This is a genomic window from Amantichitinum ursilacus, from assembly GCF_001294205.1.
Classification (GTDB): Bacteria; Pseudomonadota; Gammaproteobacteria; order Burkholderiales; family Chitinibacteraceae; genus Amantichitinum; species Amantichitinum ursilacus.
This window is the reverse complement of record NZ_LAQT01000009.1, coordinates 247,514-260,135: the sequence shown is the minus strand read 5'-3', so window position 1 is coordinate 260,135 and position 12,622 is coordinate 247,514. Positions and strand designations below refer to the sequence as shown.

Sequence of the window (12,622 nt, the reverse complement as noted above, 5' to 3'; positions counted from 1 at the left end):
CCGAACCGGCAAGCGCGGGTTCGGGTCGTTTATTGTTGTGTGGCGGCATCGCCGCCCGGTGTTATGCAAACAGACGCAGTGCGGCCATCGAACCCGGCACGATGCCGCGGTCGTCCATACGGGCGTAAATACCGCCCAACTGGCGATGGATATTGCCCAGGCTGCTTTCCGTCAGCGGCTTGCCGTTATCGTCCACAAGATTACCGCCCAGGCTTTGCGACAGATGCAGCGCAAAGTCGCACAGATATTCAAATACTTCGAGGCCACCGGCCACGCGCGGCACGTCGAACAGCAGCGTCAGCGCGGGCGAGGTGTTGCCAAACGGCGACTGGTCTTGATTAGCCAGCACAAACAGCGTCTTGCCCGAATCACTCTTGTAATGGAAGGTGCCATCCGGCGTACGCACCATGCGCGCTTGTTCTGCCAGCAAACGCACGCGTTCCAGCGGGAACGGCTTGTCGTGCGCGATCACGTTCAGACCAATCAGCACATCGACCGAGGCACAGAATTCGTCCAGATCGGCCGCAGCCGCCAGTTTGGCCGAGCGCTGCGGGAAAGTGACGACGGCCTCGTGGCCATCAGCAAACTGCTGCACGGCCATGCAAAAGCCGTTCAGTTGTTCCTGGGTGAGCGGGCCTTGGCGATCGGCCAATTGCAGGCCTACGCGCAGTTCATTAAAAGCGGCGTTGGTATTGCCATATACGATTTGCCAACGGCCATCATCGCCCTGGCCAATCACCTGCACACGCTTGGCGCCCGGAAACGGCGGGATTTCGTCGGCGGGGATATCCACGCCTGCGTGGATTTCGGCAACAAAGTCGAGCGCCGGGTCCAGCAGGCTGGACGCCACTTCGGTGTCATCGCTGCTGCGTTGCACTGCGGGCGTCGGAGCTGGCGTGGTACGTTGGACTTGCGGACGTTGCGGCGGCACGCGCGGCGCGGCTTCAACCGGCGGCTCGTACCAGGACGGTTCTTTGGCGGCGCCGACTGCGCCGACTTCTTCGTCGATCAGGCCTTCATCAATGATGGCCAGCTCGGGCTCGTGCCGCACTTCTGCCGCTGCGGGCACGCCCAGCGCCGGCTCCAGCCGTTGGCTATCGCCTTTGCGCACCACGTTTTGCGGCGTTTCCAGCAGCACATCGGGCTGGTTGCGCGCAAACGCTTTGGCCGCCTGTTTGCGGTAGCGATATTCTTGCCAGGAATTGAATGCGTAGACGGCGACGACGAGCGCGCCGCCAATCGCCAGAGAACCCAGTTGTAAATCGGTCATGGTCCAGACTGTATCAATCGACCCCGACGCGGCTTCGCCACGTCAGCGATCATGTTTAAGCGGTTGCGGCATCGCGCATGGACAAGGCGGTTTCGATATCGACCGCCACCACGCGTGACACCCCTTGTTCCTGCATTGTTACGCCCACCAGTTGCCCTGCCATTTCCATGGTCAGCCGGTTGTGGCTGATGTACAGAAACTGCGTGCGTTCGGCCATTTTTTTAACCAACTCGCAAAACCGCAGCGTGTTGGCGTCGTCCAGCGGCGCGTCCACCTCGTCCAGCAGGCAGAAAGGCGCCGGGTTTAGCCGGAACAGCGAGAATACCAGACTTAACGCAGTCAGTGCTTTCTCGCCCCCTGACAGTAAGTGGATCGTACTGTTCTTCTTACCCGGAGGCTGCGCCAGAATGGTCATTCCGGCGTCCAGGATTTCATCACCCGTCAACACCAGCTCGGCATGCCCGCCGCCAAACAGCAGCGGAAACAACTCTTGCAGATTGGCGTTGACCGTATTGTAGGTGTCTTGCAGCAAAGCGCGCGTTTCGCGGTCGATGCGGCGGATGGCGTTTTCCAGCGTTTCCACCGCCGCCAGCAAGTCGCCCGCTTGCGCGTTCAGATACTGCTCGCGTTCGCGCGCCGTATTTAACTCTTCAAGCGCCGCCAGGTTGACCGAACCCAATGCGTTAACCGCTTGCGATAGACGCGCAATCTCGCTCATCAAACTGTTGATCTTGAGGCCCGCGCCGATTTTGGCCTGCAAGGCGGCTTCGTCCGCGCCGGCCTCGGCCAGCTCTTCGGTAAAGCGGCTGAGCGCCAGGCGCGCCTCCTGTTCTTTAAGGCGCGCCGCGTTGACCGCTTCGCGCGCGGGTTCCATGCCCGCTTCAACACGCTGGCGCGCGGCTTCCTGCTCGCGCATTTGCTGGGCAAAGCCGTTGAGCGCATCGCGCGCGGCGGCCAGCAAGCGTTCGCGCTCGCTGCGCAGATTGATGGCGTACTGGAAACCGACATCAAAATCGCCTTCGTCGATGCCTTCCAGTTCCAGCATCAGGCTTTCGAGACGCTCGGCCACCACTTCGCGCCGTTGCTGCAAATCTTCATCACGCCGACGACTTTCCTGCATGCGCGTTTGCACGGCTTGCACGGCAAAGCGCGCTTCTTGCGCCATACGCTCGGTCTGGCGCAAACGGCTGCGCTGCAGATCGCAGGCGGATTCAGCCTCATGCCGCGCCAGTTTGTAGCTTTCCAGTTGCTCTTGCAGCGGTGCCAGCGCATCACTTAATTGCAGCCGGATTTGTTCGGCCTCTTGCCCGGCGTAGATTTCTTCTTCCAGCTGCGCACTCAGCGTGGTCAGTTCTTCTTGCCATTGCATTTGCTGACGTTGCTGCGCGGCCTGTGCCTCTTGCTGCCGTGCCGCTTGTTGCGCCAGATCGGCATGGCGTTTTTGCGCGTCGGCCAGTTGCTGGCGTTGTTGTTTGAGCGTGCTTTCGATCTGGCTTAACGCTTGCATGGCCGCTAGTTGCGCGGCTTGTACCGCACGCCATTGCGGCGCCAGTGTCTGTTCTTGTTGGCGCGCGTATTCCAGCTCCTGGCGTTGCGCCACCAGATTGGCGACCACCCCTTGCGCCGCGTGGTAATGCAGCGCATGCCGGTCGCCCACATGGCCTTCCGGCGTCACCAGCACGCCACCCAACGGTAGCTGCGCACGCCACTGCGGCCAGTCGGCGGCACTTTCGATACACCATGCCTGGCCTAGCCAGTCTTGTAATGGGGCGGCGGTTTGTTCGGCGCGGACGTACTCCCCCAGGCGCGGCAAGGGCAGCGTGCTTGCCGCGTCTGCCGCGACACCCGGCCACAACAGGGCAACGGCGGAGGGCGGCACATCGGCGGGCATCGCCGTCACGGTGCGCGCCTGCATGCGCAGCCCCAATACCGCTTCGACGGCTTTGCCCCACGGCGCAGTAATATTTAACGATTCAAACAAAGGTGCGACGTCGGCCAGACCTGCATCGCGCAGCCAGGATTGCAGCACCGCATCGTCCACCGGCGCGGGCAGGCTTTCCAGCGCATGGATCCGCGCCTGCACGCCGGTGTATTCGCGCTGTAGCTGGTCGCGGGCGGTGTTGGCGTCCTGCGTTTGCTGGCGCGCGTCATCGAGCGCCAGTTCGGTGTCGGCCAGCGCCAGTTGCTGGCTCTCCAGCGCAAAAGCGGCGTCTTCCAGTTGCTCGGCCAGGGCGTCATTGCCATCTGCCGGCGCCAATCGGGACAATTCCAGCTGCAGCCGGTCGCGCCGCGTTTTTAACGCCTCCGCATTACGCACATGGTTGGCGCCCTGCTGCTGCGCCAGTTGTAGCGCATTACGCGACTGCGCCAGTTCTTCGCGCGCCTGATCGAAACGTTGCTCTGCTTCGCGCTGCGCGTGTTCCAGCTCGGGCAGGCGCAGCGTCTCTTCTTCCAGCGCCATGGCGGCGGCTTCGGCGGCCAGGCTGGCGTCTTCCTGCTGGCGCGCCCATTCGCTCTGCTCCGCATCGGCCTGGCGTGCCGATTGTTCGATGCGCGCCAGTTCTTGTTTGGCGGCATCAAAATCTTGATTGAGGCGGTCGCGGTTCTGGCGTAAATGCAGCAATTGCTGCTCCAGCCGCGCCACAGCGGCATTGGCGTCGTACAACTCGGCTTGCGCGCTGTGCACGCTGTCGCTGGCGCTAAAGTGGGTTTCGCGCAGGTTTTCCAATGCCGCTTCGATGGCGCGTAATTCGGCCACCTGGCCATCGAGCGCGGTTTGCGCCAGGTCGATATCGCGGCGGGCGTTTTCAACGTCGCGTGCGGCATCCAGCTTGCGTTGCAGGGCCAGCAGGTTCTGCTTTTCGACGATGGTTTCTTTCAGCGTATTGAATTGCGCGGCCACGGCGGCCTGCGCATCGAGCTTTTCAATTTGCGCGGTCAGCTCGCGCCGGATGTCGTCAACGCGATCAAGGTTATCGCGTGTATCGGCCAGTCGGGTTTCGGTTTCGCGGCGACGTTCCTTGTATTTGGAGACGCCGGCAGCTTCTTCGAGAAAGTGGCGTAATTCTTCTGGCCGCGCTTCGATAATGCGCGAGATCATGCCCTGCTCGATGATGGCGTAACCGCCCTTGCCCACGCCGGTACCGAGAAACAGATCGGTAATATCGCGCCGCCGCACCGGCATCTGGTTGATGTAATACGAAGATTCGCCCTGCCGCGTCAGCAGGCGCTTGATCGAGATCTCGGCGTACTGGCTCCACTGGCCCGCAGCCAAACCGGCGCTGTTATCAAACACCAGTTCCACCGACGCGCGCGACACCGGCTTGCGCCCGCCGGAGCCATTAAAGATCACGTCCTGCATTGATTCGCCGCGCAACTGTTTGGCTGACGATTCGCCCAGCACCCACCGCACCGCATCAATCACATTGGACTTGCCACAACCGTTGGGCCCGCACACCGCCACCAATTGCCCGGCCACGTGGATGACCGAGGGGTCAACAAACGATTTGAAACCGGCAAGTTTGATGTGAGTCAGGCGCACGGCGAGATTGTCAGTTGGGGTGGCAGGAAAGCGGCAAGTGTAGCAGACCCGCCGCGCGCAACAGCCTGCTGCGCGCGGCGGGTCAGGGTAATGCGCCCTTGGCGCTTAGTCGTTCTGAATCACGATTTTGGGGAATTTTGCCGAGAAGTCCTGCGCACGCAGCGCCACCTTGGCCGCCACTTTGCGCGCGATCGATTGATAGATCTGCGCCACCTGGCCGCCGGGTTCCGCCACCACGCTGGGTTTGCCAGCGTCGGCGTGCTGCCGGATCGATAATGCCAGCGGCAATTGACCCAGCAGGTCGACGCCATAGTCCGCGCACATGGCGGCACCGCCGCCTTCGCCAAAAATGGGCTCGGCATGGCCGCAGTTGCTGCAGATGTGCACCGACATATTTTCGACGATGCCGAGGATGGGCACGCCCACCTTCTCGAACATCTTCAGGCCCTTGCGCGCGTCCAGCAGCGCAATGTCTTGCGGCGTGGTCACGATCACTGCGCCGGTCAACGGCACCTTTTGCGACAGCGTCAGCTGAATATCGCCGGTGCCCGGCGGCAGATCGATAATCAGGTAATCAAGGTCTTGCCACAGCGTGTCATTCAGCAACTGTTGCAGCGCCTGCGTCACCATCGGACCGCGCCACACCATGGGTTGCTCGGTATCGATCAGAAAACCGATCGACATGGTTTGCACGCCGTGGCTGATGATGGGCTCGATGTGTTTGTTATCAGGCGAGCTGGGGCGCTGATCGGCCACGCCCATCATGGTGGGTTGCGACGGGCCGTAGATATCGGCATCAAGCAAACCCACACGCGCGCCCTCTGCCGACAAGGCCAGCGCCAGATTGACCGCCGTGGTGGATTTACCCACACCGCCCTTGCCACTGGCCACCGCAATGATGTTCTTGACGCCAGGCAGTAGCGCCACGCCGCGTTGGGCCGAATGCGACACGATTTGCCAGCTGACGCGTATATCGGTGCTGGCTATGCCCGGCAGGTTGCGCAAGGCGGTTTCGATCTGTTGCTGGATCACGCCGGTTTGCGATTGCGCCGGATAACCCAACACCACGTCCATGCTGGCCACGCCGTTTTCGAGACGCAGGTTTTTAACGCTGCGCGTGGACATGAAGTCTTTGCCCGTGTTCGGGTCGATCAACGCGCTGAGCGTGGCCTGCAGGGTGTTCAGATCAGACATTTGCAATTACCGGAAAAGTGTAAGAAGTACCGCGTGCGCGATGGCGCCAGCGGTGGATTTTAGCGCAGATGGGGCTATGCGCCTTAACAATCAAGCATTAACGCTGCAACGCGGGGCAAGCTGAGGTGGGCAGATACGTTGAAAGCAAAACGCGCGATTATCGAATTAATTAATAAATCAAAATCAATATTTGAATGCAATTACAAAAATAGAAATCTAATTTTGCCTGAATTGCGCCCACTCAATCATGGCGCGGCGATTAGCCCAAACGCCTCAGTTGCTTTAATATCCCCCTATTAGCGCATAAGCAGGCGACCCGCCTTTTATAAACTAAAGGAACAGGTTCTTATTATGCAATCCAGTCTTAAAGTGTTAATCGCTGATGATCATCCGATTGTGCTGTTGGGCCTTGAACAGACCCTGGCCAGAATCCCGTTCGTGCGCCTTGTGGGTAAAGCGCACGATGGCCGTCAATTACTGCAAATGCTGCATGAAGATATGCCGGACCTTATAGTCAGTGATTATTCCATGCCCGGCGAAGACACGCCGGACGGGCTGATTCTGTTTCGCCATATCCGGCGTCTGGCCCCGCATTGCAAACTGATTATCCTGACCATGCTCGATAACGTGGCGTTTGTAGAAAGCATGCTTAAGTCGGGCGCAGATGGTGTGATGAATAAACAAGATGATCTGGCCGATATCGCCGAGGCCATTCAGGCGGTGATGGTGGGCAGGCAATATCTGGGCCGCAGTGTATTGGAAGCGCGTGCATTGGCGGGCCAGATGCCCGATGAAGAAATTGGTGGTTTGCGCGCATTAAGTCAGCGCGAGTTGGAGGTAATGCGCCTGTATTCTGCGGGTCGCTGTATTACCGAGATTGCACAGCAGTTAAACCGCAGCGTTAAAACCATCAGCCATCAGAAGAAATCGGCCATGGAGAAAATCGGCGCACGCAATGACATGGAATTATTCCAGTTGGCGCGTGAACTGCACCTGATCGTTTAAGCGCAGCCTGGCAAGACAAAACGCCCAATTACGGGCGTTTTTTATGATCACGGCCGCAGCGCGGTTTAATTAACGATTACGCATGAAATCTGCGGTACGGAAGAATGCGTCTTCGAGATGGTCGCGCAGGGCAGGATCGAGATGCAGTTCATCCATGGCGGTGTACATACACAATAGCCATTGATCGCGCGCGTCTTCATCCACCGCAAAAGGCAAATGCCGCGCGCGCAACATCGGATGGCCGTATTTCTCGATATACAAGGACGGGCCGCCGAGCCAACCGGACAGAAATTCAAACAGTTTCTGCCGGATCAAGGTGGTGTCAGCGCTATGCATGGCGTGCAGCGTGGCAGTGCGCGTATCGCTGGCCATCAGATCGTAGAAACGATCCACCAGCTTGCGCAGCACCGCGTCGCCACCGAGCATTTGAAACGGCGTGAGTTGTTGCAGCGCCGGATCGATCTGATCGCCCATGCTTATTCGCCCTTGCCGGCGTCACCCTTCACCGGGCGGACCAGGCTGGCGGCGTGTTTAGCACGTTCGCGGGCAATACCGGTGTCGTCACCGGCGGCCAGGGCGACGCCCATGCGACGGCGTTCGAACGCTTCGGGCTTGCCAAACAAACGCAGGTCGATGCGCGGCAATGACAGCGCTTCTTTAACGCCTTCAAAGGCGATGCCGGTTTCATTCATGCCGCCATAAATAACCGCGCTGGCGCCCGGCTCGCGCATGCCGGTATCGACCGGCAGACCAAGAATGGCGCGGGCATGCAATTCAAATTCGGAGAAGCGTTGCGACATCAGCGTAACCAGGCCGGTATCGTGCGGGCGCGGGCTCACTTCGGAGAACCACACCTTGTCGCCCTTTACGAACAGCTCAACGCCAAACAAGCCGCGACCGCCTAGATCGCCGGTCACTTTGGCGGCAATGTCGCGCGCGCTTTGCAAAGCGGCCGGGCTCATTGCTTGCGGCTGCCAGCTCTCGACGTAATCGCCCTTTACTTGCACGTGGCCAATCGGGTCGCAGAAATACGTTTCTACCTGGCCCGAAGCGCCGACTGCGCGCACGGTGAGCAGCGTGATTTCGTAATCAAAATCGATAAAGCCTTCGACGATGACCTTGCCCGAGTTAACACGGCCACCGCTGGCGGCGTAGTTCCAGGCCGCTTCGACATCGGCCTCGGAGCGCAGCGTGGACTGGCCCTTGCCCGACGACGACATCACTGGCTTGACCAGGCACGGATAGCCGATTTTCGCGATGGCAGCGCGCAGCTCTTCCAGCGTTTCGGCAAATTGATAGGGCGACGTTGCCAGACCCAGCGTTTCGGCAGCCAGGCGACGGATGCCTTCGCGGTTCATGGTCAGATTGGTGGCGCGTGCGGTGGGGATGACTTCGGCGACCTTGTCGGCCTCGATCCGCAGCAGCTCTTCGGTGGCGATGGCCTCGATTTCCGGCACGATCAGATGCGGCTTTTCTTGCTCGACCAGCGCGCGCAAAGCGACGGGATCGGCCATGTTGATGACGTGGCTGCGATGCGCCACCTGCATGCCGGGCGCATCGGCGTAGCGGTCGACGGCAATCACTTCGACACCCAGACGTTGCAGGGCGATGATGACTTCCTTACCCAATTCCCCGCTGCCCAGCAGCATGACTTTGGTGGCGGAAGCAGACAGCGGCGTACCGATACGCATGATGAACTCCAGAGGCGGCTAGCTTTTAAAGGGCGGCATCTTACCACGTCACCCCGCCGCGCCCAGCGCCCGCTCGACAGATGCGGCTGGCGTTGTAATCTAACCACGCTTGCGCACCGCGCCATGCAAAACAGGCCGGATTAACCGGCCTGTTGGTGTGCTAGCGCAGCGAAATCAGGTTCGCGCGGACAAATGATCAATCCAGCGAATACGGATACGGTTTCATCTTTACATTGGAGGCGGATTCGCGATCGCGCTCGTCCAGGTTGATGGGCTGCTTGTCCCACAGCAGCGCGCGGCCTTCGATCTGACCTTCGGCCACGTCTTTGTTTTCTTCCAGAAAACCTTGCATGAATTTGGTGAAATCAGAAACGTAGTTGATGTCTTGAGCCATGATCGTCTGTGTTCGTTAAACCGGAATAAGCGCCATTATAAAGGCAATCGGGCAAAAGCGGGCAGCAAGCTCGCATGCAACGCGGGCGTCGCCGCGGCCAGCACACAACCGGCGCTGCCCAGCACCAGCGGCTGACCTTGCCAATCGGTCATCACACCGCCTGCCCCGATAATCACCGGGGCCAAGGCGGCAAAGTCATGCAGCTTGAGGCCCTCTTCTGCCACCACGTCCAACCAGCCGCTAGCCAGCTGGGCATACAGAAAGCCGTCGCCGCCATAAATCGGGTAACGACATTGCGCTACCAGTTGATTGAACACACCCAAGGCGTTGGTCAAATATTCCGGGCCGGTGGTGCCGATACGCGCGGCGCTGATCGTGTCCACAGCGCTTACGCGCACGGGCTGGCCGTTGAGCGTGGTGGGTACGCCCTCGCCGCCGATCCAGCGGTCAGCCGTAATGGGCTGATTGATGACACCCAGCACCGGCTTGCCAAAATGCAGCAGACCAATCAGCGTTACAAACAGCGGCCGGCCCACAGTAAAAGATTTGGTGCCGTCGATGGGATCAAGCACCCACACCCATTCGGCGTCGGTATTTTCTTCGCCATGCTCTTCGCCAATGATGCCATCCTGCGGCCGCGCGGCATTGATGCGCTCGCGCATCACGCGCTCCGCCTCGCGATCGGCGATGGTCACCGGGCTGTCATCGGCTTTTTCGTCGATGGCAAACGGCTGGCGGTAATAGCGTTTGATCATCTCTCCCGACAGGTCGGCGAGCTCGTGGGCAAGGTGCAAGATGTCCGAAGGCAAAGTCATGAGAATCATTCAGTGGTTGAAGACGCGGAAAGCAGACTAGCACGGCGTGCAATACCTGCGAAACGGATGATTTAGGCGCAGTGGTACGCTCGGAACTGTCATAAAATACGGTGTTTTTACACGGAAGGAGCTGCCATGAAGGGTGATCCCATCGTTCTACGTGCGCTGAATGCAGTGCTGACGAACGAACTTACCGCCATCAACCAGTTTTTTCTGCATGCGCGCATGTATAAAAACTGGGGATTCAAGCGGCTGAATGATGCGGTGTATCACGAGTCGATCCACGCCATGAAACGGGCCGACAAATTGATCGAACGCATTCTGTTTCTGGAAGGCCTGCCCAATCTGCAACAACTGGGCAAATTGCTGATCGGCGAAAACCCGCAGGAAATGCTGGAATGCGATCTGAAGCTGGTCGGCGAGCATCTGTTGGTCTTGCGCCAGGCAGTAGAAAACGCAGAAACCGCGCAGGATTATGTCACCCGCGACATCCTGACTGATCTGCTGGAAGACGAAGAAGAATACCTGGATTGGGTAGAAACCCAGCTCGACCAGATCCCGGCCATGGGCATTGGCAATTATCTGCAAGCGCAGATTGAAGACTGAACAAGCGAGGCACCATGCAAGGCAAACAAAATGTAATCGATGGCCTGAACAGCCTGTTGGCGGCGGAACTGACCTCAATCGACCAGTACTTTCTGCATAGCGAGATGTATCACAACTGGGGCTTTGAGCGCCTGTATGCTCGCATCGCGCATGAACATCAGGACGAGATTGGCCACGCACGCCGTCTGATCGCCCGCATTCTGTTTCTGAATGGCACGCCCAATGTGGCTGCGCGTACACCGCTGCGCATCGGTAACGACGTGCCGACGATGCTGCAATATGATCTGGAAACCGAATACGACGTGGCGGCTGCGCTGAAGAGCGTGATCGCGATTGCGGAGCAAGAACAGGATTACGTGACGCGCGAAATGCTGACCGACCTGCTCGATGACACCGAAGTCGACCATGCGCATTGGCTGGAACAGCAGCTGAATCTGATCAGGGTGATTGGTCTGAGCAACTATCTGCAATCGCAGTTGGGCGAAGACAGCACCGCAGCTTAAGCGGCATTTTGTAGACAGCAACGCGGAAGAGGTAGAACGCGCTTTCGGTCGAATCCGAGGCTGGGCAGGCTGCTACGCGTAAAAAGCGCTCAGGCGGCTTCTGCCTCATCCCATTCGCGGATGGCTTTGGCTTCGAGTGCTTCGTACAGCGCTTCTTTGGCACAGCTGGTGCATTGCCCGCAGCAGGTTGCGGCGCGCGTGGCCATTTGCAATTGCGCAAAGGTCTGCACGCCGTCTTCAACCGCGGCATGAATGGCTTTCTGGTTAACGCTGTTGCAAATGCAGATGTACATGCACGATTCGCCGTTTACTGAGAACTGTTCGCATTATGTAGCAAGAACGATTCTCAATCTAGCACTGGATCCGTTGCTGCCGATAAACGGATTACGATTATATTAATCGGGCCACACTTTCTACGAACCGGCTTACCATTTGCAACAGGTCCGTTCATGAAATGCGCATGGCAATGCCCCGGCCGAATGATATAGTACGATCGTTCTATATCCTTGCAGGCCTGGTCATGAGCATCCAGCGCGGCCGCGGCACCGCCATCAATCCGCACAATCGTTATCAAAGCCAGACGCACCAGACTGAGGATGACGGCTGGCTGCAAGAAGAACCGGGCCGCCCCGCCACCACCGTGCAGTGGCTGCCTGCGCGCAATATCCTGACGCGCAATACCTCGCCTGATATTCCGTTTGATCGCTCGGTTAATCCCTATCAAGGTTGCGAGCACGGCTGCATCTATTGCTTTGCGCGCCCCAGCCACGCCTACTGGGATATGAGTCCGGGCCTCGATTTTGAGACCAGACTGATCGCCAAGCCTAATGCTGCGCAGTTGCTGCGCGAGCGTTTTCAGCAACGCGGCTATCAACCCGCCCCACTCTGTTTGGGCTCGAATACGGATGCCTATCAGCCACTGGAGCGCGATGCCAAGCTGTCGCGCGCGATTCTGGAAGTGCTGCTGGAGGCGCGCCACCCCGTGTATATGCTGACCAAGAATGCACTGATCGAACGCGACATTGATCTACTGCAGGAACTGGCGGGGCACAACCTGGTGTCGGTGAATGTGAGCATCACCACGCTGGATCGGCAACTGGCGCGCGTGATGGAGCCGCGGGCCAGTCAGCCGCTGCGGCGATTGGAAACAGTGCGCACTTTGGTCGACGCGGGCATTCCGACGGGAGTATTGGCCGCGCCCATGATCCCGGCGCTTAATGACCACGAGCTGGAGAAAATTCTGACCGCAGCCAAAGAAGCGGGCGCGACTTCGGCCGGCTATACCTTGCTGCGACTGCCCCATGAGTTGACGCAATTGTTTGAAGACTGGTTGCGCAACCACTACCCGGATCGCGCTGACCATGTACTGAACCTGGTGCGCGACACTCGCGACGGCGCTTTGTATAACAGCGATTGGGGCCAGCGCATGAAAGGCACCGGCCAATACGCACAGATGATTACGCAACGTTTTAGATTGGCAATTCAGAAACTCGGATTGAACAAAGGCCGGCCGGAACTGGACTGCACGTTATTTCGTGCACCGGGGCAGCAAGGGCATCTGTTTTAGATACCGCGTCCCCTCGCGCATATAAAAAAACCTCGC

At 59.0% G+C, this 12,622-nt stretch carries 12 protein-coding genes; 4 read left to right on the top strand and 8 right to left on the bottom strand.

Annotated features, from left to right (window positions below):
- Window positions 1-61: 61 nt before the first annotated feature.
- The 3 genes from WG78_RS12515 to apbC all read right to left on the bottom strand — a co-directional run bounded on the left by WG78_RS12515 (window position 62) and on the right by apbC (window position 6,005).
- Window positions 62-1,270 carry a cell division protein ZipA C-terminal FtsZ-binding domain-containing protein gene (locus WG78_RS12515; RefSeq protein ID WP_053938161.1) on the bottom strand — a complete coding sequence of 403 codons (1,209 nt, stop codon included), beginning with the start codon at window positions 1,268-1,270 and terminating at the stop codon, window positions 62-64.
- Between the two features lie 55 nt (window positions 1,271-1,325).
- Window positions 1,326-4,811 (bottom strand): chromosome segregation protein SMC, encoded by a 3,486-nt coding sequence (smc, locus tag WG78_RS12510; protein ID WP_053938160.1) that lies wholly within the window; start codon window positions 4,809-4,811, stop codon window positions 1,326-1,328.
- 105 nt (window positions 4,812-4,916) lie between these two features.
- Entirely contained in the window at window positions 4,917-6,005 is a 1,089-nt protein-coding gene (apbC, locus tag WG78_RS12505; protein WP_053938159.1) for an iron-sulfur cluster carrier protein ApbC, read from the bottom strand.
- A 351-nt stretch (window positions 6,006-6,356) separates the two neighbouring features.
- Between apbC and WG78_RS12500 the strand changes: the two genes are divergently transcribed.
- A complete protein-coding gene (locus WG78_RS12500) occupies window positions 6,357-7,010 on the top strand; it encodes a response regulator (RefSeq protein WP_053938158.1) in 654 nt (217 codons plus the stop codon).
- 69 nt (window positions 7,011-7,079) lie between these two features.
- Here the strand turns inward: WG78_RS12500 and WG78_RS12495 are convergent, their stop codons facing one another.
- The 4 genes from WG78_RS12495 to WG78_RS12480 all read right to left on the bottom strand — a co-directional run bounded on the left by WG78_RS12495 (window position 7,080) and on the right by WG78_RS12480 (window position 9,910).
- Window positions 7,080-7,484 carry a group II truncated hemoglobin gene (locus WG78_RS12495; protein WP_201782426.1) on the bottom strand — a complete coding sequence of 135 codons (405 nt, stop codon included), beginning with the start codon at window positions 7,482-7,484 and terminating at the stop codon, window positions 7,080-7,082.
- 2 nt (window positions 7,485-7,486) lie between these two features.
- The gene (gene purT, locus WG78_RS12490) at window positions 7,487-8,701 is read right to left on the bottom strand and encodes a formate-dependent phosphoribosylglycinamide formyltransferase (RefSeq protein ID WP_201782425.1); all 1,215 of its coding nucleotides are present in this window, start codon (window positions 8,699-8,701) and stop codon (window positions 7,487-7,489) included.
- 196 nt (window positions 8,702-8,897) lie between these two features.
- Window positions 8,898-9,095, bottom strand: coding sequence for a DUF3460 family protein (locus tag WG78_RS12485; protein ID WP_053938156.1), 198 nt, complete (start codon window positions 9,093-9,095; stop codon window positions 8,898-8,900).
- A 35-nt stretch (window positions 9,096-9,130) separates the two neighbouring features.
- A complete protein-coding gene (locus tag WG78_RS12480) occupies window positions 9,131-9,910 on the bottom strand; it encodes an inositol monophosphatase family protein (protein ID WP_053938155.1) in 780 nt (259 codons plus the stop codon).
- A gap of 135 nt (window positions 9,911-10,045) precedes the next feature.
- On the opposite strand from WG78_RS12480, the gene bfr (WG78_RS12475) reads away from it, so the two are divergent.
- Both bfr (WG78_RS12475) and bfr (WG78_RS12470) read left to right on the top strand, forming a co-directional pair.
- Window positions 10,046-10,516: a bacterioferritin gene (gene bfr / locus WG78_RS12475; RefSeq protein ID WP_053938154.1), complete on the top strand. Its 471-nt coding sequence runs from the start codon at window positions 10,046-10,048 to the stop codon at window positions 10,514-10,516.
- Between the two features lie 14 nt (window positions 10,517-10,530).
- Window positions 10,531-11,019 (top strand): bacterioferritin, encoded by a 489-nt coding sequence (gene bfr, locus WG78_RS12470; protein ID WP_053938153.1) that lies wholly within the window; start codon window positions 10,531-10,533, stop codon window positions 11,017-11,019.
- Between the two features lie 89 nt (window positions 11,020-11,108).
- Here bfr (WG78_RS12470) and WG78_RS12465 read toward each other — a convergent pair whose 3' ends face one another.
- Window positions 11,109-11,312 (bottom strand): (2Fe-2S)-binding protein, encoded by a 204-nt coding sequence (locus tag WG78_RS12465; protein ID WP_053938152.1) that lies wholly within the window; start codon window positions 11,310-11,312, stop codon window positions 11,109-11,111.
- A gap of 227 nt (window positions 11,313-11,539) precedes the next feature.
- Between WG78_RS12465 and WG78_RS12460 the strand changes: the two genes are divergently transcribed.
- On the top strand, window positions 11,540-12,586 hold the full coding sequence (locus tag WG78_RS12460) for a PA0069 family radical SAM protein (protein WP_053938151.1): 1,047 nt from the start codon (window positions 11,540-11,542) through the stop codon (window positions 12,584-12,586).
- Window positions 12,587-12,622 lie beyond the last annotated feature (36 nt).

What these genes read in the sequence shown, in the direction of transcription:
- WG78_RS12495 (WP_201782426.1), bottom strand. Translation starts at nt 7,484, where the DNA reads ATGGGCGATCAGATCGATCCGGCGCTGCAACAACTCACGCCGTTTCAA.
- bfr (WP_053938153.1), top strand. Translation starts at nt 10,531, where the DNA reads ATGCAAGGCAAACAAAATGTAATCGATGGCCTGAACAGCCTGTTGGCG.
- WG78_RS12515 (WP_053938161.1), bottom strand. Translation starts at nt 1,270, where the DNA reads ATGACCGATTTACAACTGGGTTCTCTGGCGATTGGCGGCGCGCTCGTC.
- purT (WP_201782425.1), bottom strand. Translation starts at nt 8,701, where the DNA reads ATGCGTATCGGTACGCCGCTGTCTGCTTCCGCCACCAAAGTCATGCTG.
- apbC (WP_053938159.1), bottom strand. Translation starts at nt 6,005, where the DNA reads ATGTCTGATCTGAACACCCTGCAGGCCACGCTCAGCGCGTTGATCGAC.
- WG78_RS12500 (WP_053938158.1), top strand. Translation starts at nt 6,357, where the DNA reads ATGCAATCCAGTCTTAAAGTGTTAATCGCTGATGATCATCCGATTGTG.
- WG78_RS12480 (WP_053938155.1), bottom strand. Translation starts at nt 9,910, where the DNA reads ATGACTTTGCCTTCGGACATCTTGCACCTTGCCCACGAGCTCGCCGAC.
- WG78_RS12465 (WP_053938152.1), bottom strand. Translation starts at nt 11,312, where the DNA reads ATGTACATCTGCATTTGCAACAGCGTTAACCAGAAAGCCATTCATGCC.
- WG78_RS12485 (WP_053938156.1), bottom strand. Translation starts at nt 9,095, where the DNA reads ATGGCTCAAGACATCAACTACGTTTCTGATTTCACCAAATTCATGCAA.
- WG78_RS12460 (WP_053938151.1), top strand. Translation starts at nt 11,540, where the DNA reads ATGAGCATCCAGCGCGGCCGCGGCACCGCCATCAATCCGCACAATCGT.
- bfr (WP_053938154.1), top strand. Translation starts at nt 10,046, where the DNA reads ATGAAGGGTGATCCCATCGTTCTACGTGCGCTGAATGCAGTGCTGACG.